General features: G+C 56.2%; 15 protein-coding genes and 1 other annotated feature. Of the genes, 8 read left to right on the top strand and 7 right to left on the bottom strand.

Annotation, left to right across the window (positions count from 1 at the left end; all coding sequences use genetic code 11):
* Window positions 1-69: 69 nt before the first annotated feature.
* Genes urtA through atzF form a run of 4 tightly spaced genes read right to left on the bottom strand, consistent with a single transcriptional unit; the run spans window position 70 to window position 7,491 of the window.
* On the bottom strand, window positions 70-1,338 hold the full coding sequence (urtA, locus tag ACIP6T_RS15435) for an urea ABC transporter substrate-binding protein (RefSeq protein WP_400458019.1): 1,269 nt from the start codon (window positions 1,336-1,338) through the stop codon (window positions 70-72).
* 28 nt (window positions 1,339-1,366) lie between these two features.
* Entirely contained in the window at window positions 1,367-2,065 is a 699-nt protein-coding gene (locus tag ACIP6T_RS15430; protein ID WP_400458018.1) for a GntR family transcriptional regulator, read from the bottom strand.
* A gap of 9 nt (window positions 2,066-2,074) precedes the next feature.
* On the bottom strand, window positions 2,075-5,692 hold the full coding sequence (gene uca / locus ACIP6T_RS15425; protein WP_400458017.1) for an urea carboxylase: 3,618 nt from the start codon (window positions 5,690-5,692) through the stop codon (window positions 2,075-2,077).
* A 2-nt stretch (window positions 5,693-5,694) separates the two neighbouring features.
* Window positions 5,695-7,491, bottom strand: a complete 1,797-nt coding sequence (gene atzF / locus ACIP6T_RS15420; RefSeq protein ID WP_400458015.1) for an allophanate hydrolase — start codon at window positions 7,489-7,491, stop codon at window positions 5,695-5,697.
* Window positions 7,492-7,749: 258 nt separating this feature from the next.
* Between atzF and sltY the strand changes: the two genes are divergently transcribed.
* Window positions 7,750-9,669, top strand: a complete 1,920-nt coding sequence (sltY, locus tag ACIP6T_RS15415) for a murein transglycosylase (protein WP_400458014.1) — start codon at window positions 7,750-7,752, stop codon at window positions 9,667-9,669.
* A gap of 1,012 nt (window positions 9,670-10,681) precedes the next feature.
* Window positions 10,682-11,005, top strand: a complete 324-nt coding sequence (trpR, locus tag ACIP6T_RS15410; protein ID WP_097094994.1) for a trp operon repressor — start codon at window positions 10,682-10,684, stop codon at window positions 11,003-11,005.
* On the opposite strand, the gene yjjX is transcribed toward trpR, so the two are convergent.
* Window positions 11,002-11,523 (bottom strand): inosine/xanthosine triphosphatase, encoded by a 522-nt coding sequence (gene yjjX, locus ACIP6T_RS15405; protein WP_097094993.1) that lies wholly within the window; start codon window positions 11,521-11,523, stop codon window positions 11,002-11,004. The two genes, trpR and yjjX, sit on opposite strands and share 4 nt — an antisense overlap.
* A gap of 51 nt (window positions 11,524-11,574) precedes the next feature.
* Here yjjX and gpmB point away from each other — a divergent pair, with 51 nt between their 5' ends.
* A complete protein-coding gene (gpmB, locus tag ACIP6T_RS15400) occupies window positions 11,575-12,222 on the top strand; it encodes a 2,3-diphosphoglycerate-dependent phosphoglycerate mutase GpmB (protein WP_097094992.1) in 648 nt (215 codons plus the stop codon).
* A gap of 69 nt (window positions 12,223-12,291) precedes the next feature.
* Here the strand turns inward: gpmB and robA are convergent, their stop codons facing one another.
* Window positions 12,292-13,170 (bottom strand): MDR efflux pump AcrAB transcriptional activator RobA, encoded by an 879-nt coding sequence (robA, locus tag ACIP6T_RS15395; RefSeq protein ID WP_097094991.1) that lies wholly within the window; start codon window positions 13,168-13,170, stop codon window positions 12,292-12,294.
* Between the two features lie 194 nt (window positions 13,171-13,364).
* On the opposite strand from robA, the gene creA reads away from it, so the two are divergent.
* Window positions 13,365-13,838 carry a protein CreA gene (gene creA, locus ACIP6T_RS15390; protein WP_097094990.1) on the top strand — a complete coding sequence of 158 codons (474 nt, stop codon included), beginning with the start codon at window positions 13,365-13,367 and terminating at the stop codon, window positions 13,836-13,838.
* 47 nt (window positions 13,839-13,885) lie between these two features.
* Here creA and arcA read toward each other — a convergent pair whose 3' ends face one another.
* Window positions 13,886-14,602, bottom strand: coding sequence for a two-component system response regulator ArcA (gene arcA / locus ACIP6T_RS15385; RefSeq protein ID WP_097094989.1), 717 nt, complete (start codon window positions 14,600-14,602; stop codon window positions 13,886-13,888).
* A 589-nt stretch (window positions 14,603-15,191) separates the two neighbouring features.
* Between arcA and ACIP6T_RS15380 the strand changes: the two genes are divergently transcribed.
* From ACIP6T_RS15380 to thrB, 4 genes are all read left to right on the top strand, one after another.
* Window positions 15,192-15,896, top strand: coding sequence for a tRNA/rRNA methyltransferase (locus ACIP6T_RS15380; protein ID WP_097094988.1), 705 nt, complete (start codon window positions 15,192-15,194; stop codon window positions 15,894-15,896).
* A 189-nt stretch (window positions 15,897-16,085) separates the two neighbouring features.
* Window positions 16,086-16,157: a thr operon leader peptide gene (gene thrL, locus ACIP6T_RS15375; protein ID WP_071531027.1), complete on the top strand. Its 72-nt coding sequence runs from the start codon at window positions 16,086-16,088 to the stop codon at window positions 16,155-16,157.
* Window positions 16,093-16,215: a sequence feature (Thr leader region), on the top strand. Its footprint overlaps the gene before it by 65 nt.
* A gap of 26 nt (window positions 16,216-16,241) precedes the next feature.
* A complete protein-coding gene (gene thrA, locus ACIP6T_RS15370) occupies window positions 16,242-18,704 on the top strand; it encodes a bifunctional aspartate kinase/homoserine dehydrogenase I (protein ID WP_097094987.1) in 2,463 nt (820 codons plus the stop codon).
* A 2-nt stretch (window positions 18,705-18,706) separates the two neighbouring features.
* Window positions 18,707-19,636 (top strand): homoserine kinase, encoded by a 930-nt coding sequence (gene thrB, locus ACIP6T_RS15365; RefSeq protein WP_097097598.1) that lies wholly within the window; start codon window positions 18,707-18,709, stop codon window positions 19,634-19,636.
* The last annotated feature ends 3 nt before the right edge of the window (window positions 19,637-19,639 follow it).

Genomic DNA, 19,639 nt, shown 5'->3' with positions numbered 1-19,639 from the left:
GGGGATGCTGCCAAATGTATGCTCGATCAATTCCCTCTCCCGCTTGCGGGAGAGGGTTAGGGTGAGGGCTTACTGCGTTGATTTCACCGGATGATCGGGCTTCTTGTCGTTACCCGCGATGTACGGGCTCCACGGCTGGGCGCGCACCGGTTGCTCGGTCTGCCACACCACGTTGAACTGGCCGTTCTCTTCCACTTCGCCAATCATCACCGGCTTGTGCAGGTGGTGGTTGGTGTTATCCATGGTGAGAGTGAAACCGTCCGGCGCTTTGAAGGTCTGGCCCGCCATCGCCGCGCGTACTTTGTCTACATCCGTGGTGCCGGCCTTCTCCACCGCCTGTGCCCACATATGCAGCCCAACGTAGGTCGCTTCCATAGGATCGTTAGTGACGACGGTATTGGCGTTCGGCAGATTGTGTGCCTTGGCATAGGCGCGGTAATCGGCGACAAACTTAGCGTTGGTTGGGTTATCCACCGACTCAAAGTAGTTCCACGCCGCTAGCTGACCAACCAGCGGTTTGGTATCAATACCGCGCAGCTCCTCTTCACCCACCGAGAAGGCGATCACCGGAATATCGGTGGCTTTGATGCCCTGATTCGCCAGCTCTTTGTAGAACGGCACGTTGGAGTCGCCGTTAATGGTGGAGATCACCGCGGTTTTGCCACCGGCAGAGAATTTTTTAATGTTGGAAACGATGGTCTGGTAATCGCTGTAACCAAACGGCGTGTAGACCTCTTCGATATCTTTATCCTGCACCCCTTTGCTGTGCAGGAAAGCGCGCAGAATCTTGTTGGTGGTGCGCGGATAAACGTAGTCGGTGCCCAGCAGGAAGAAGCGTTTAGCGCTGCCGCCATCTTCACTCATCAGGTACTCCACCGCAGGAATCGCCTGCTGGTTAGGCGCGGCACCGGTGTAGAACACGTTCGGCGACATCTCTTCGCCTTCGTACTGCACCGGATAGAACAGCAGGCCGTTCAGCTCTTCAAACACCGGTAGCACCGATTTGCGCGAGACCGAGGTCCAGCAGCCGAATACCGCCGCGACTTTATCCTGCGTCAGCAACTGGCGCGCTTTCTCGGCGAACAGCGGCCAGTTGGAGGCCGGATCCACCACCACCGGCTCCAGCTTTTTACCCAGCACGCCGCCTTTGGCGTTGATCTCATCGATTGTCATCAGCGCCACGTCTTTCAGCGGCGTCTCGGAGATCGCCATGGTGCCGGAGAGTGAGGACATAATGCCCACCTTGATGGTGTCAGCAGCCTGTGCGGCAAAGGCAAAGCCCATGCTGGCCACCGAGGCAGAGAGCGCAAAAGCCTTGAGCAACGAACGTCTTTTCATCAGTAAACCCCTAACTGTGTTTATGTTGTTATTCAATGGGTTGAAGTCGAGCCTGCTGTAACATATGCAATGTGATCTTTCTGACCTCAGCCTTACTGACGGCGATGTGGTCGGTTAAAATGCGCTGCGCCTCCTCGGTCTGTTGCTGGAAAATCGCCCGTAAAATCTGAGCGTGTTCGCGGTATGTCGCCTCGATTCGGTCGTCGCGGGTGAAATCGAGACGGCGAATGATGCGGATTTTTTCGGTCAGTTCGGCGTGGATGCGCGCCATCTCCTGATTGCCGGCGGCCGCCACCAGCGCCATATGAAAGGCTTCATCCTGCGCGGAGACCGCTTTGCCATCGGCCAGCGGTAGCGCATCAATCCAGAAGCTTTTCACCGCCGTTAAGGTTTGTGCGCACTGCGCAGCAGGCAGCGCGCACAGGCGGCGCACCGCTTCGCACTCCAGTACGGTACGCAGATCGTACAGCTCCTCGAAATAGGCGAAGTCGAACGGCTTCACCTGCCAGCCGCTGCGGAACCACACTTCGACGTAGCCCTCGCGCTCCAGCCAGAACAGCGCCTGACGCACCGGCGTGCGGCTGACTTCCAGCCGGTCGGCGATTTCGTTTTCGCTGAAACGGTCGCCAGGCATCAGACGGAACTCAAAAATGTCCTGTTTCAGCGCCTGGTAAACCTTCTCGGCCAATGCTTCAGGGCGACCTTTGCTGCGTGGGTTCGTGTTCATGCCGTCTCCTTATTCCAGCCACAGCAGGGCATCGCCCGGACTCACCGGACGTCCTGCCTGGCAGGCAATGCGTTTCACCTGGCCTGCCTGCGGCGCGACAATCGCCAGTTCCATTTTCATCGCTTCCACGATGATCAGCGTTTGACCGGCCTCCACCACGTCGCCCGGCTGAACCAGCACTTTCCAGATGTTGCCGTTCATATCGGCGCACACCGCCAGCGCATCGTCGTCGGCTTCGGCCACCACCAACGTCTCCTCGCTGGTGAGCGGCGCGTTCTGCTCTTCCTGCGCCCACAGCGTCACCTCCTGTTCGAAGGCGGCGGACTGGCGCTGACGGAAATCACGAATCGAGGCAGCATGATCGGCCAGGAACTGCTGATGCGCGGCGAAGTCGAATACCGTTTCTTCGATGCGCACCGTGGCGCGGCCTTCGCGGAAGTCATCGCGCAGCTGCGTCAGCTCATCTTCCGTTACCGGGTAGAAGCGCACCTGATCGAAGAAGTGCAGCAGCCAGGGCTCGTCGGCGGCGAACTGCGGGTTTTTGAGGAACTTGTTCCAGATTGGCAGGGTGCGGCCCACCAGCTGATAGCCACCCGGTGAATCCATGCCGTAGATGCACATGTACATGCCGCCAATGCCAACGGTGCCTTCGGCGGTGAAGGTGCGTGCCGGGCTGTATTTGGAGCTCAGCAGGCGATGGCGTGGATCGATCGGCACCGCGCACGGCGCGCCGAGATAGACGTCGCCGAGGCCGAGAATCAGGTAGCTGGCGTCAAAAATCGTGTCGCGCACCGCTTCACGGCTGGCTAAACCATTAATGCGCTGGATAAAATCGACGTTGTTCGGTAGCCAGGGTGCGCTGGCGCGCACGGTTTCTTTGTAGCGCTCCACCGCGCCGAGCGTGGCGCTGTCTTCGAACGCCATTGGCAGCCAGACAATGCGCGACGGTACTTTCAGCTGGCTGACATCGCCAAGTCCAGCCTCCAATTCCAGCAGCAGCTGCATCAGCTGTTTCTGGCTGAGGATCAGGCTGTCGTAGCGCACCTGCAACGAGCGTACGCCAGGTGATAGCTCTTCCACGCCGGGCACCGCGCGCTCACGCAGCGCATTCATCAGCAGATGCACGCGCAGGCGCAGCGCCAGATCCAGCACGTTGTCGCCGTACTCAATCAGCACATATTTGTCGCCCGCCTGACGATAGACCGCCGCGGGCGTGGTTGCCGTGGCCGGTAACGCCGCCAGCAGGGTGGCGGAGCCGATGTCGCTAGCGGCCAGCGATGGCACGGTAAAGGTTGGTGCATGCGCGCTGCGCAGGGTGGCCACGCTGTGCGCCTGGGCTTTTTCCAGCGCCACCGCTTCGTCAGCGCTGATCGGGTGGAAGCGAATGCGGTCGCCCGGTTTCACCTGGCCCACTTTCCACAGCTCGGCATTGGCGATGGTCACCGGGCAGACGAAGCCGCCGAGGCTTGGGCCGTCATGCGTCAGGATCACCGGGAAGTCGCCGGTGAAGTTCACCGCGCCAATGGCGTATTCGCAGTCGTGTACGTTAGACGGGTGCAGACCGGCTTCGCCGCCGTTGGCGCGCGTCCACGTGGGTTTTGGGCCAACCAGGCGTACGCCGAGACGGTTGGAGTTGTAATGCACCTGCCAGTCGCTGGCAAAGAACTCATCAATCGCCGCCTGAGTGAAGAAATCCGGTGCGCCGTGCGGTCCGTACAGCACGCCAATGCGCCACTCGCTGCCGTAATGCGGCACCAGTGCATGATCGAGCGGCTGCGGTGCGCTAACCGGCGCGGGCGTGGTGCAGGCCGGCAGCTGCGGCTGGGAGATCGGCAGCATATCGGCGACGCGCAGGGTGCGTCCGGCGTGGCCGCCAAACTGGCCGAGCGAGAAGGTTGAGCGGCTGCCGAGATACTCCGGCACGTCGAAGCCGTTGCGCACCGCTAAATAGGTGCGGCAGCCGCTTTGGGCGCGGCCTAACGTCAGGGTTTGACCTGCTTTAACGCTGACGGGCTGCCAGTAGGCGATGCTGTCGCCATCAATATCGGCTGGGCAATCGGCGCCGGTTAAGGCGATCACCGCATCGCTATGGAAGCGCAGCGTGGGGCCTTGCAGGGTGAATTCGAGGCCCGCGGCGCTGTCGTGGTTGCCGACAATGCGGTTGGCGAGGCGGAAGGCGAAATCGTCCATCGGGCCGGACGGCGGCACGCCGATATCCCAATAGCCAAGGCGGCCAGGGAAATCCTGAATGCTGCTGAAGGTGCCGGGCTGCAGCACTTCAATCACGCTGGCGGATGGCGTGAAGCTGTCGAGGAAGCGCGTCCACACCTTGCCGCTGCGGAACGCCTCGGTGGCGACGATCTGGCGCAGATAATCGAGGTTACTGGCAATGCCGTGTAGCTGCGTGGCACCTAGCGCCTGCTGCATTTTTGCTAGCGCCGCGTCACGCGTCTCGGCATGCACGATCAGTTTGGCCACCATCGGATCGTAAAACGCCGAGACTTCGGTGCCGGTGTCGATCCAACCATCGACGCGCACATCATCCGGGAAGCTGACGTGGGTCAGCACGCCGGGGCTGGGCTGGAAGTTTTTCAACGGATCTTCGGCGTAAATACGCACTTCAATCGACGCACCTTGCGGTACCTGCTGCAGACGCGCCCAGTCGATGGCATCGCCCGCCGCCACTTGCAGCATGCACTCCACCAGATCGAGACCGGTGACGCATTCGGTGACCGGATGTTCCACCTGCAGGCGGGTGTTCACTTCGAGGAAGTAGAAAGCATCCTGCTCGGCGTCGTAGATGTACTCCACCGTACCGGCGCTGCGATAGTTGACCCGCTCGCCAAGGCGCACCGCCGAAGAGAGCAGCGCTTCACGCGTGGCCTGTGGCAGATTCGGCGCCGGCGTTTCTTCCACCACTTTCTGGTTGCGGCGCTGCAGCGAGCAGTCGCGTTCGCCGAGGGCAATCACTTTGCCGCGGCCGTCGCCAAAAATCTGCACTTCCACGTGGCGTGCGCGGTCGATGCAGCGTTCTAAAAACACCCCCGCATCGCTGAAGAACTGCTCGCCAAGACGGCGCACGCTCTCCCACGCGTTGCGCAGCGCGTCGGCGTCGGCGCAGCGCGTCAGACCAATGCCACCGCCGCCAGCGGTGCTTTTCAGCATCACCGGATAACCGATGCTGTCGGCGGCGCTTAAGGCTTCGTCCAGCGAACTCAGCAGCGGCGTGCCCGGCGTCATTGGCACGCCAGCGCTGGCGGCTAATTCACGCGCGCGGTGTTTCAGGCCAAACTCGCCAATCTGCTGCGCGGTGGGGCCGACAAAGGCGATACCAGCTTTTTCACAGGCATCGGCGAACGGCAGGCTTTCCGAGAGGAAACCGTAGCCGGGCCAGATGGCTTCGGCACCGGTTTCCTGCGCGGCGGCGAGGATTTTATCGATGCGCAGATAGCTGTCGCTGGCTTTATCGCCGCCAAGCGCGATCGCCACATCGGCTTCTTTGACGTGGCGCGCGTTGCTATCGGCATCGGAATAGACGGCGACGCTTTTCACGCCGAGGCGTTTTAAGGTGCGGATGGCGCGGCAGGCGATTTCGCCACGGTTAGCAATCAAAACGGTGCTGAACATGCTTATTTACTCCCCTGAGCAGCCAGCCAGTTACGCCAGCCGCCAAATTCGGTAATTTCCAGCGCCTGCGACAGCACCGCCGGTTCACAGATAAAGCCTTTGACGCTGCGGCCGTCGGCCAGCGTTAACGAGCCAATGCCGAGCGGGGCGGGGATTTCTGCTACGAACTCGCCAAAGCGTGCCAGCGGGATATCCCACAGCTCGACGGTAATCGCCGCGCCGCTCTCGCCGCGCAGCAGGCCCGGCTTCTTAATCGGGCCATCGAGCAGGGCGAACAGGCGGTAGTTACTGGCGGTTTGCGTCTCTTCCACCAGCACCGCCTGACGCGTTGTCAGCTGGAAGTTGAGCGGCATGCCGGTGAGATGCGCGCCAACCACCGCCACGCGCACATGATCGGCAGAGAGCGGCAAGGTGGCAGATTCCGCAGGCTGTACTTTGCCAGTGGCACCCAATGGCAGCGCCATCTGCTGCTGCCAGCGCACACCGAAAGCGGCCAGCGCGCGATCCTGCCAGGCGGGCGCAATCAGCGTGATGCCCGCCGGTAAACCATCGGCGCGGAAGGGCGCTGGCAGCGCCAGCGCGCTGAGGTCGGCAAGGTTGGTGAAGTTGGTGTAGGTGCCAAACTGCGAGTTGTAGTGCACCGGCTCCTGCTGCATTTCGGCCAGCGTGTGGATGGTGGGCGAGGTGGGCACCACCAGCGCGTCAAACTGCGCCAGCGTTTGCTGGATCTGACGCGTCAGCTCGGCGCGCAGGTATTCCGCCTGATAGGCTTCCACCGCGCTGTATTTCAGGCCGCTGCTGACAATGCCGAATACCACCGGATCCATCTCTTCCGGACGATTGATCATCTCGCCCACCGCGACGGTGCGCTCGGCGACCCACGGGCCGTAATAGAGCTGTTCGGCCAGCTGGTGGAACACGGAGAAATCGATCGGGTGCAGCGTCGCGCCACCCGCCTGCAGTTGCTCCAGCGCCGCCAGCCATGCCGCTTCGGCCAGTTTGTCGCCGAAAAATTCGGGCGAGGCGGGAATGGCGAAATCGGGCTGCGCTTTGAAGCTGGCTGGCGCGGTGTGCGGATTGCTGCGCGAGTAGGCATCGCCCGCGTCATAGCCGCCCGCCGCCGTTGCCACCGCGAAGGCATCTTCCACCCGCAACGCGAATACCGAAATGGTGTCGTTCAGGCGGCAAGCCGGTACCACGCCGCTGGCCGAGAACCAGCCTTTGGTGGGCTTGAGGCCGACGATATTGTTGAAACCAGCGGGCACGCGGCCCGAACCGGCGGTATCGGTGCCGAGCGAGAAGCCCACCAGCCCGCGTGCCAAAACCGAAGCCGAACCGGAGCTGGAACCGCCGCTGACATAATCAGGATTGAAGGTGTTACTCACCGCACCAAACGGTGAACGCGTACCGACTAAGCCGGTGGCGTATTGGTCGAGGTTGGTTTTACCAATCACCACCGCGCCGGCGGCTTTTAGCTGTGCCACCACAAAAGCATCGGCCTGAGCGGTATAAGTGAAGGCAGGGCAGGCGGCGCTGGTCGGCCAACCGGCAACATCAATATTGTCTTTCACCGCAAAAGGTACGCCAAACAGCGGCAGCGCGGCCGGATTACGCTGGTAGCTGGCCAGCAGCGGCTCGATTTGTGCCTGCAGCTGCGCGGGCGTGGCGAGATAGAGCCAGGCATTATCCTGCGGGTCGATGGCGTCAAGATGCGCCGCCAGCAGGGAGGTAATTTGCTGTGGATCCTGTTGGTAACTGTGCTGCCAATCCTGGAGCGTAAAGCCAAAGGTCGATGCCATGAGTGAATTCCAACTGGTATACAAGATGGAATTCAACAGAGCAAAGCGCGTGCCATTTTTGTAAGCCGATGAAAGCGCGTAGTTAATTGATGTGTAATATGTTTTTCTGATGATAAATTGCACAACGGCGGCGCAAACGCTGCGCAATGGCGGTGCGCGAGCGTAAATTTTGTGAAGAACATGGCAAGAGGCGGTTGGCCTGGTTAGCATGAAGGAAGTCTGGCATGAGCTGGATCGCAGCACTGAGAGGAGAGCGTAATGGAGAAGTGGCGTTACTGGATGCTAGGGATCTGTCTGGCCAGCACGGCCAGCAGCGTATGGGCCGATTCGCTGGATCAGCAGCGACAGCGCTATGCACAAATCAAGCAAGCCTGGGATAATAAACAGATGGACCAGGTAACGCAGCTGATGCCAACGCTGCAGGATTATCCGCTCTACCCGTATCTGCAATATCGCCTGCTGGCGCAGGATCTCGATCAAGAGACGCCGCTGGCGGTGAAAAACTTTATTCAGCAGTATCCTACGCTGCCACCGGCGCGCTCGCTCTCAACACGCTTTGTGAATGTGTTGGCCAATCGTCAGGACTGGCAAGGCGTGCTCAGCTTCAGCCCGGATGAACCAAAACCGGTGCAGGCGCGCTGTAACTGGTATTACGCCAAATGGGCCACCGGGCAACAGCAGGCGGCGTTTGCCGGGGCCAAAGAGATTTGGCTGCGCGGCACCGCGTTGCCGAATGACTGTGACAAGCTGTTCTCGGTCTGGCAAGCCAGCGGTCAGCTCTCGCCGATCACCATTCTGGAGCGTATCCGTCTGGCGATGAAAGCCGGTAACGATAGCCTGGTGAATTATCTGGCGAAAATGCTGCCAGCGGATTATCAAACCACCGCCAGCGCGCTGATTGCGCTGCAGCAGAATCCGCAAACCGTCACTACCTTTGCCAGCAGCATGGGCCCCACTGATTTCACTCGTATGGCAACCAGCTATGCCTTCGCCCGCGTGGCGCGTGAGGATATGGACAACGCGCGCATGATGATTCCGCAACTGGTGCAGGCGCAGAAGATGAGCCAGGCCGATGAGCAGGATCTGAAAGAGACGGTGGTATGGCGCATGATGGGCGCGGATCTCACCAGCGAGCAGGCGCGCTGGCGTGATGCGGTGGTGATGAACAGCGAATCCACCGCGCTGGTGGAGCGTCGCGTACGTTTGGCGCTGAGCCAGAACGATCGCCGCGGGTTGAATACCTGGATCGCGCGTTTGCCGGTGGAAGCCAAAGAGAAAGATGAGTGGCAATACTGGCAGGCGGATTTGCTGATTTCGCAGGGCCGCAAGGAGGAAGCGGATGAGATTCTACGTAAGCTGATGCAGGCGCGCGGCTTCTATCCGATGGTGGCGGCACAGCGGCTTGGCGTGGAGTATCCATTGCAGGTCGATCAAGCGCCAGCAGCCGACAAGAGCGTGGTGCAGGGCGCCGAGATGGCGCGCGTGCGTGAGCTGATGTATTGGGGACTGGATAACCTGGCGCGCAGCGAATGGGCCAATCTCATCGCCAGCAAAACCCGTTCACAGCAGCAGATGCTGGCGCGTTATGCCAACGAGCAGGATTGGTGGGATCTTAGCGTGCAGGCCACTATCACCGCGAAGATGTGGGATAGCCTGAAAGAGCGCTTCCCGCTGGCGTGGCAGAATCTGTACCAGCAATACACCAGCGACAAAGGTATTCCGCCAAGTTATGCGATGGCAATTTCGCGTCAGGAGAGCGCGTGGAATCCGAAAGCACGTTCACCGGTGGGCGCCAGCGGCTTAATGCAGGTGATGCCCGGCACGGCAACGCATACCGTGAAGATGTATAACATTCCCGGCTATGTGAACAGCAGCCAGCTGCTGGATCCGCAGACCAATATCCAGATTGGCACGCAGTATCTGGAATATGTCTATCAGCAGTTTGGTCAGAACCGTATCTTTGCCTCGGCGGCTTACAACGCTGGCCCGGGACGAGTACGTACCTGGCAGAATAACAGCGGCGGCAAGCTGGATGCGGTGGCGTTTATCGAAACCATTCCGTTCTCAGAAACGCGTGGCTACGTGAAAAACGTGCTGGCCTACGATGCGTATTATCGTTATTTCATGGGTAAGCCGGACAAGATCCTCGCCGACAATGAGTGGAATCGTCAGTATTGAGGAGCACATAGAAATGAGCCGTTTCCTCCATGAAGAAGTTTTTGAGGAAATAATGTAGTCAGGCTCTAAGTTTGAAAAGGATCTCATGGAGATCCTTTTTTTATTGTAGGCATATTTTATTAGGGCGTAGATAATGCCTTACTTAGCGTTCACACAAGAAATAAGGTTCTTTTTGTGGAGCCAACTCAATATTTAATTGAGTTAATGCTCATTGTAAGAGAAAGATTGAAAGTCAGTTAGTTGATTATGTTATCTGAAGAATAGTCAGATAAGCATTCAAGGGAATACTTTTTCTGTTTTCAAAATGATTAATCTTGGCGTGGTTTAATGAATGAGGTGCTTATATGCAGAAAGATTAATGGTTTTTTTCTAAAAATTCTTTATAAAAAGATAGCACTTAAAACATAGGTTTAGTGGGGTTATTAAATAAACCATTAACAGCGAGAAAAGCACCACCAATAAGTTAATGAACAGTTCGGATGTATCGTTATAGTCTGAAATAGAAAGTGGGTAAGTGAGTAAAATAACTACAGACAATAGGCAGCCACGAATAAATCTTCTTTTCATTTCTGGCATGATAGAAATGAGGTCAGGGTATTTTTCACGATTGTTGTTCTTAAGGACGAAATTAAGTTTCTTTAGTTCACTTTCAGTGAAGCCACTTTTTATGAGTTCATTTTTAATGTTTGAATCCATTTTATTTTATCATTCCTTTGTTACAATTACGCTGTAAGAGTATAAAATACGGTCATTAAAATCTGCAAGGCATTCTATTTGAATGCTGAAAACAAACTACGAAAAGTCTGCTCTATTGCTCGATAATTTTTCTGTTTGCGAAACTAAACGGTTGTGAGAAGCCTGCGCGCTTTTTAATAAGAGGATTGTACTCAGCGAAGCGCATTGTTGCTGTCAAAATTTAAGCTCTTAAACAAGGATAATTTGCAAATTCCAAGCGAAATCCGGATTGACTGTGCTATGCTTCCGTACTCGCTAATGAGTACGGAAGCCCGCCATGAGCCAACCCCTTTCTTCCCAGCCGGAATCGGCTCAGCCTGTTGAAGATAACTGGCTGCGTTTTATTGAATTAATGCAAAACGCCTTTGCCGATGGCGTCGCGCTACCGTTGCTACAGCTGATGATGACGCCCGATGAGCGTGAATCTTACGGCACGCGTTTACGCATTATCGAAGAGCTGATGAGCGGTGAGATGAGCCAGCGTGAACTGAAAAATGAGTTAGGCGTGGGTATCGCCACCATCACGCGCGGCTCAAATAGTCTGAAAGAAGCGCCGCCAGAGCTGAAACGCTGGCTAGAGGCGCATCTTGGTCGCGATTAATCTTGCTCGTAGAGCGGATGGGTGAAGGGACACAGCGCCAGAATTAACGCCTGATGATACACGCTCGAGCGGCTCAGCAGGCCATGCGTAAAGGCACCAATCGCGCCGCCTTTGTGTTTGATATTCTCTACGCCAGTCAGGCGTGCCATTTCGTCACCGAGTTCACGTCCGGCCGCTAAGCCAGCCACGACAATCGGTGGCAGGGTAAAGCTGGCGGAACGCGATTCACCGCGCTGCTGTGCATTCTCAATCACCATCCACGCAAAGGCACAATCCCCCTCAATTCCCGCTTCAATCGCCACCCAATAATCGGCCTGTGGACGTTCCTGACGCGCGTTGGCTACGCGTTGACGTGCGCCAGTTCGCGTTTCAACATCGCTAATTGGCTGGGCTGCGACGCCGCTCTCGACCTCGACCCCTTCAATGTGGCAGGATCCTTCGCCGAAAACGTCGTTGAACGCCTGCGCAATCGCGCGAATTTTTGCCGGGTTGATGGTGGCTGCGACAACATGGTACATAATTGATTGAACCCTCGAGGCAAATTTGTCGCAGTATAACGGAAATTAAGCATGCTACAGGTCTATCTTGTTCGTCACGGTGAAACGGTATGGAATGCGGCGCGACGCATTCAAGGGCAATCTGACAGCCCGCTAACGGAAAAAGGTGAGCTGCAGGCTCATCAGGTTGGCGAGCGCGTGAAATCGCTGGGCATTACCCACGTGATTGCCAGCGATTTAGGACGTACACGTCGCACGGCGGAGATCATCGCCGATGCGTGTGGCTGCACCGTTACGCTCGATGCGCGTCTGCGTGAGCTCAACATGGGCTGCCTGGAACAGCGTCCTCTCGATGGTTTGACGGAAGAAGAGGAAAACTGGCGTAAAACGCTGGTGGACGGGACCACGGCGGGTCGTATCCCGGGCGGTGAATCGATGGCAGAGATGGCGGCGCGTATGCACGAAGCGCTGAATGCACTGCTGGAATTGCCGGCCGGCAGTCGTCCGCTGATTGTTAGCCACGGCATGGCGCTTGGCGTGCTGGTCAGCACCATTCTTGGCCTGCCTGCGCATGCGGAACGTCGTTTGCGTTTGCGTAACTGCTCGATTTCCCGCGTGGACCATCAGCAGAGTGCGTGGCTGGCGGCGGGTTGGGTGGTGGAAACGGCGGGCGATGTTTCGCATCTGGATGCGCCGGCGTTGGATGAACTTCAGCGTTAAAAAGGTCGCCAGCAATGGCGACCTTACGATGTTGTAGGGTGCGCATTAATGCGCACCTTACTGATAGGATTAATGATTTTGCGGGCGAATCGGAATCAGGTATTCGCAGCGGATCTCTGCCGGTGGCTCGCTACGCTTCTTGCCGCCGTGCGTATAGAAGCGCTCAATGTCCTGCCCCTGGCGACGCACTAAACCGAGCGTAGGCATGCAGGTTCCATACAGCAGCAGGATGAATTCCCCCAGCGCGCTACGCGCACCCTGATAGGTAAACTGCACGTAATCGCCCGCGTCCACTATCACGCTCTGGTTCGATTGCATGCTCAATGCCTGCTGATCGGTTGGCACCGCCGTGGTGTAGAGAATCTCCTGCTCATCATCCTTTTCATGGCTGGCGCGTACCTGATGCAGGCCATACAGCACCGGCGGCACCGTATCGGTTTCCAGCAGGAACTGCTTCCAGAAATGAATGCGCATCTCATCGCGGTAGCTGGATATCTGCTCCAGCGTGCAAGAGTAGCTCTGCGTCTGACCGACCAGAACAGTTTCTGGCAGGGTAACAAACTGCGCTTCTGGCAGGCTACTGTCATCCAGCCGAATCGGCGGACGGATACCAAAGGAGTTCCACTCCGATGAGCGACGATACCAGGCGGGCGTTTGGTTAAACTGCTTTTTAAACGCGCGCGTGAACGTCTGCTGTGAATCGAAGCGATATTGTAAGGCGATGTCGAGAATGGGGCGGCTGGTCAGGCGCAAGGCCACCGCGGCTTTCGACAGCCGACGCGCGCGAATGTACGCGCCAATCGCGTGGCTGGTTACTTCCTTGAACATACGCTGCAGATGCCACTTGGAGTAGCCCGCTTTCTGCGCAACGTTATCTAATGAAAGCGGTTGATCCAGATGGCTCTCCAGCCAGACAAGCAAATCGCGAATGATACCGGCTTGGTCCATAAAACATCCTCATAACTCTCTGGTGGCGCAACTATGAAGTCGTCGAATAATAGCACGAAATGCACAAAAGCGTGGGGGCGGTTTGCTAATCGAGTGTGCTAAGTCAATGCGGGTTAAAACCCGTTTAGGTTTGGTTCTGGGTTCGATTGACAGTACATTACATTCTCATCTATTCGATTGGCAATGGTAACTCAATGACAATAGCTCGTATTCTTATAATCACGCTGGCAACTTATGTGTTCAGCGCTGGCGTTCAGGCCGAGGAAATCGGCTCTGTAGACACGGTATTCAAGATGTTCGGGCCCGATCATAAGATCGTGGTGGAAGCCTTCGATGACCCCGATGTAAAAAATGTAACCTGTTATATCAGTCGGGCAAAAACCGGTGGCATTAAGGGCGGACTGGGTTTGGCGGAAGATACTTCTGACGCCGCCATCTCCTGCCAGCAGGTTGGGCCGGTAGAGCTTAGCGATAAAATCGCACAAGGCAAGTCGCAAGGTGAAGTGGTGTTCAAGAAACGGACATCGCTGGTATTCAAGAAACTGCAGGTAGTGCGCTTCTTTGACCAGAAACGTCATGCTCTGGTGTACCTGAGCTACTCAGACAAAGTGGTGGATGGTTCGCCAAAAAATGCGCTTAGCGCCGTGCCGATTATGCCCTGGCATTAATGCAGGCATAAAAAAACGCCCTGATGGGCGTTTTTTTTCATTCAAACTTAATCCTGCAGCTCACCGCAGAAGCGGTAGCCTTCGCCATGAATGGTGGCGATGATTTCTGGCGTATCTGGCGTAGATTCGAAATGCTTGCGAATACGGCGGATGGTGACATCCACGGTACGGTCATGCGGCTTCAGCTCGCGACCGGTCATTTTCTTCAGCAGGTCGCCACGCGTTTGGATTTTGCCTGGGTTCTCACAGAAGTGCAGCATGGCGCGGAATTCACTGCGCGGCAGTTTGTACTGTTCGCCATTCGGGCTGATCAGTGAGCGGCTGTTGATGTCCAGCTCCCAGCCATTAAAGCGATAGCTTTCAACCTGACGGCGCTCTTCACTCGGCATTGCCAGATTCATGGTGCGCGACAGTAAATTGCGGGCACGAATAGTCAATTCACGCGGGTTGAAAGGTTTGGTGATGTAATCATCGGCACCAATTTCCAGGCCGAGGATTTTATCCACTTCATTATCACGACCTGTCAGGAACATCAGCGCCACGTTTGCTTGTTCGCGTAATTCGCGCGCCAGCAGCAAACCGTTTTTACCTGGCAGGTTAATATCCATAATCACCAGATTGACGTCGTTCTCCGTCAAAATCTGATGCATCTCGGCGCCGTCGGTGGCTTCATAGACCACGTAACCTTCTGCCTCAAAGATGCTTTTGAGGGTGTTACGCGTGACCAGTTCGTCTTCAACGATAAGAATGTGCGGGGTCTGCATGTTTCGCTACCTAAAATTTGCCAACAAATCGAAAACAGGGCGTACGGCGGTTGCTGAACCTTGTCGCAACCGGTATACGAAATAATCTTCGGAATACACCATCCATCTACGTCAACTTCAGTGTTAGCTCAGCCAGTCAGGATGGATATTTGCGCGCCCCGAGGGTATCGGACTGGCGCTCATCCTAACCGTATTAACAGCAACCTAACAGCACCAACAACAACCGATAAGCATAAAAACAACGCTTCGTTGACTTATATCAAATGCAAGTGTAGCACGTTAACACTTTTATGAAAAACTTCTCCAGGAATGCTAGTTTAGCTCACAAAATGCAGCATTTTCGCTACATTTATCCCTGGCCGAACGGAAAGGTAAATGCGCAGGAAATTATATTTCAATAAATTGAAATGAAAGGGGTTTGTGCCAGATAAGTGCTATAATTTTGCTTATGCCCACTAATTTTCCCTACACAGAGATTTTCTCCACTTTTAACATCCTTAACATCTTATTTTCTCACACCGCGACGGTTGGTATTTTCTCTGCTGCATGCCAACATAATGCGAGTTGTTAATTGCTCGATGGAAAAATCATGCATTTCCCCTTAATCCTTGTCTCTCCCGCCCGTCCGGAAAATATCGGCGCGGCTGCTCGTGCCATGAAAACCATGGGATTCAGCGAGTTGCGCATTGTGGCCAGCGATGCCTGGCAAGATCCGGCAGCACGGCGTGTGGCGCACGGTGCCGGTGAGATCCTCGATAACGTAAAAACTTATGCCACGCTGAGCGAGGCGCTTAAGGATGTGGATTTCTCCGTGGCGACCACCGCACGCAGCCGCGCGAAGTTTCGCTATTACGCTACACCCGTTCAGGTTGAAAACATTCTGCAGGAAAAACGTCAGTGGTTAAGCCGTATCGCACTGGTGTTTGGCCGTGAAGACAGCGGCTTAACCAATGAAGAGCTGGAGCAGGTTGATCTGTTGACCGGCATTCCCATGGCGAATGACTATCCTTCGCTTAATCTTGGCCAGGCGGTGATGGTGTATTGTTATCAGCTTTCAGCGTTGAATCAGATTGCGGCCGAACCTGCCGAGGCGGCTAACGCCCATCAACTTCAGGCGCTGCGAGAGCGTTTCCACCAGCTGTTGGTGAAACTGGATGTCAGCGATGACGTCAAAATGTCTGACTGGATCGACCAGCGCATTGGCCTGTTGGAACAGCGCGATAGCGCCATGCTGCATCGCTTACTCCACGATGTAGAAAAAAAACTTATAGATAATTGCTCGGATAAATCCTGAGTTGCTAGTGACAGATCGGGTTAATCCCCTCATCTCGTGAACGATCGCAATAGGATTTACCCCGACAAGCGCAGCAGTGCGCAGCAGTGAAGCGGGCGCGGCTAAGACAAATTCGTTGACTTAACGTGCGCTTTGCTTTACTTCTGGAAGGCAGACGGACAAGACAAAGACAGACAGAAAAAAATCTAAATGCGTAAACTCAGCCTGAACACCACAATTATTATTACCACCACCATTACCACAGGTAACGGTGCGGGCTGACGCATACAGGAAAAACAAAGAAAAAAGCCCGCACCTAAACAGTGCGGGCTTTTTTTTCGGCAAAAATTCAGGAGAGCTTCAACTATGCGAGTGCTGAAATTCGGCGGAACCTCAGTGGCCAATGCGGATCGTTTTCTCCGCGTGGCGGACATTCTGGAAAGCAATGCACAACAGGGACAGGTTGCGACCGTTCTCTCTGCGCCAGCGAAAATTACCAATCATCTGGTGGCGATGATTGAGAAAACCATCAGCGGCCAGGATACGTTACCGAATATCAGTGATGCCGAACGCATTTTTGCCGACCTGCTGCAAGGCTTGCATGATGCGCAGCCCGGTTTTGACTTCGACGGACTGAAAACCCGCGTACAGCTGGAATTTGCGCAATTAAAGCAAGTGCTGCACGGCATCAGCCTGCTGGGCCAATGTCCCGATGCCGTCAACGCAGCCATCATCTGCCGTGGCGAGAAGCTGTCGATTGCCATTATGGAAGCGCTGCTGCAGGCGCGCGGCCATAAAGTGACCGTTATCGATCCGGTTGAAAAGCTGCTGGCCGTCGGTCATTACCTTGAATCTACCGTTGATATTGCTGAATCTACCCGCCGCATTGCTGCCAGCCAGATCCCGGCGGATCATTTTATCCTGATGGCCGGTTTCACCGCGGGCAATGAGAAGGGCGAATTGGTGGTGCTGGGCCGCAACGGCTCTGACTATTCTGCTGCCGTGTTGGCCGCTTGCCTGCGCGCCGACTGTTGTGAAATCTGGACTGATGTCGACGGCGTCTACACCTGCGATCCACGTCAGGTGCCAGATGCGCGCTTGCTGAAATCCATGTCTTATCAGGAAGCGATGGAGCTCTCCTACTTCGGCGCTAAAGTACTTCACCCTCGCACTATCGCACCTATCGCCCAGTTCCAGATTCCTTGCCTGATTAAAAACACCGCCAATCCGCAAGCGCCGGGCACCTTAATTGGCGGCGAAGGCGAGCTGGATGAAAATCCGGTGAAAGGCATTACCAACCTGAACAACATGGCGATGTTTAACGTCTCCGGTCCGGGTATGAAAGGCATGGTGGGCATGGCGGCGCGCGTGTTCGCTGCCATGTCACGCACCGGCATTTCGGTGGTACTGATCACTCAGTCCTCTTCCGAATACAGCATCAGCTTCTGCGTACCGCAAAGCGACCAGGCGCGTGCGCGTCGCGTGCTGGAAGAGGAGTTTTACCTGGAGTTGAAAGATGGCCTGCTCGATCCGCTCGACGTGCTGGAACAGCTGGCGGTGATCTCGGTGGTGGGCGATGGCATGCGAACGCTGCGCGGCATCTCCGCTAAATTCTTCTCGGCATTGGCGCGCGCCAATATCAATATCGTGGCGATTGCGCAGGGCTCGTCTGAGCGTTCCATCTCGGTCGTCGTGAGCAATGATGAAGTCACCACTGGCGTCCGCGTGGTGCACCAAATGCTGTTCGCCACCGATCAGGTGATCGAAGTGTTCGTGGTCGGCGTTGGCGGCGTTGGCGCGGCGCTGCTCGATCAGCTGCACCGCCAGCAAGCGTGGCTGAAACAGAAGCATATCGATCTGCGCGTGTGCGGCATCGCTAACTCGCGTGCGCTGTTAACCAACGTGCACGGTATCGACCTCAGCAACTGGAAGGCGGAGTTGAGCGAAGCCAAAGAGCCGTTCAATCTCGGCCGCTTGATTCGTTTGGTGAAGGAGTATCACCTGCTGAATCCGGTGATCGTCGATTGTACCTCCAGCCAGGCGGTGGCCGATCAATATGCGGATTTCCTCGCCGAGGGCTTCCATGTGGTCACGCCGAACAAAAAGGCCAACACCTCGTCGTGGAATTATTACCAGCAGATGCGTGCCGCAGCAGCGAAGTCGCGCCGTAAGTTCCTGTACGACACCAACGTGGGCGCCGGTTTACCGGTGATCGAAAACCTGCAAAACCTGATGAACGCCGGTGATGAGCTGATCAAATTCTCCGGTATTCTTTCGGGTTCACTCTCCTTTATCTTCGGTAAACTCGATGAAGGCGTTTCGCTGTCAGAAGCCACCAAAATGGCGCGTGAGCTGGGCTTTACCGAGCCGGACCCGCGCGACGACCTTTCCGGCACCGACGTGGCGCGTAAGCTGCTGATTCTGGCACGCGAAGCCGGACATCAGCTGGAGCTGAGCGATATCGATATCGAACCGCTGCTGCCCGCCAGCCTGGCGGATATCGCCGACGTTGAGCAGTTTATGGAACGCTTGCCGGAGTTGGATAATGCTTTTGCGGCGCGCATTGCCAAAGCGCGTGACGAAGGGAAAGTGCTGCGCTTCGTCGGTGCGATTGAAGAGGGCGGCGTCTGCAAAGTGAAGATTGATGCGGTGGACGGCAACGATCCGCTGTACAAAGTGAAGAACGGTGAGAATGCGCTGGCATTTTACAGCCGCTATTATCAGCCCATCCCGCTGGTTCTGCGTGGATATGGTGCGGGGAATGATGTAACAGCTGCTGGCGTATTTGCTGACCTGTTGCGTACGCTGTCGTGGAAGTTGGGAGTTTGATGATGGTAAAAATTTATGCACCGGCCTCGATAGGCAACGTTAGCGTCGGCTTTGATGTGCTGGGCGCAGCGGTTTCGCCGGTGGATGGCACCCTGCTGGGTGACTGTGTTTCCGTGGAAGCGGCCGACAGCTTTAGCCTGGTGAATTCCGGGCGCTTTGTCAGCAAACTGCCGAGCAATCCGCAGGAAAACATCGTTTATCAGTGCTGGGAGCGTTTTTGCCAGGCGATTGGCAAACAGGTTCCGGTGGCGATGACGCTGGAAAAAAATATGCCGATCGGTTCCGGCCTCGGCTCCAGCGCCTGCTCGGTGGTGGCTGGGCTAATGGCGATGAACGAGTTCTGCGGCAAACCGCTGAATGATACTGAACTGCTGGCGCTGATGGGCGAGCTGGAAGGGCGGATTTCCGGCAGCGTGCACTACGATAACGTCGCGCCATGCTTCCTCGGTGGCGTACAGCTGATGATTGAAGAGAACGGCATTATCAGTCAGGAGGTGCCGTGCTTTGACGAATGGTTGTGGGTGATGGCCTATCCGGGCATCAAAGTCTCCACCGCCGAAGCGCGCGCCATTTTGCCGGCGCAATATCGCAAAGAAGATGCCATCAAGCATGGACGTCTGCTGGCGGGCTTTATTCACGCCTGTCATACGCGCCAGCCTGGGCTGGCGGCTAAACTTATGCAGGATGTTATCGCCGAGCCGTATCGTACCAAACTGCTGCCGGGCTTCGCCGATGCGCGTAAAGCCGCGCAGGATATTGGCGCGCTGGCGTGCGGCATTTCGGGTTCTGGCCCCACGCTTTTCGCCGTTTGCAACGAGATGGCAACGGCACAGCGGATGGCGGACTGGCTGAGCCAGCACTATCTGCAGAATGAAGAAGGTTTCGTCCACATCTGCCGTCTTGATACGGCTGGCGCACGTAAATTGGGATAATGC

Origin of the sequence: Pantoea sp. NPDC088449, assembly GCF_044753225.1 — a bacterium.
Classification (GTDB): domain Bacteria; phylum Pseudomonadota; class Gammaproteobacteria; order Enterobacterales; family Enterobacteriaceae; genus Pantoea; species Pantoea floridensis.
Note: the sequence above shows the minus strand (reverse complement) of the source record. Positions and strands in the feature narration are given on the sequence as shown.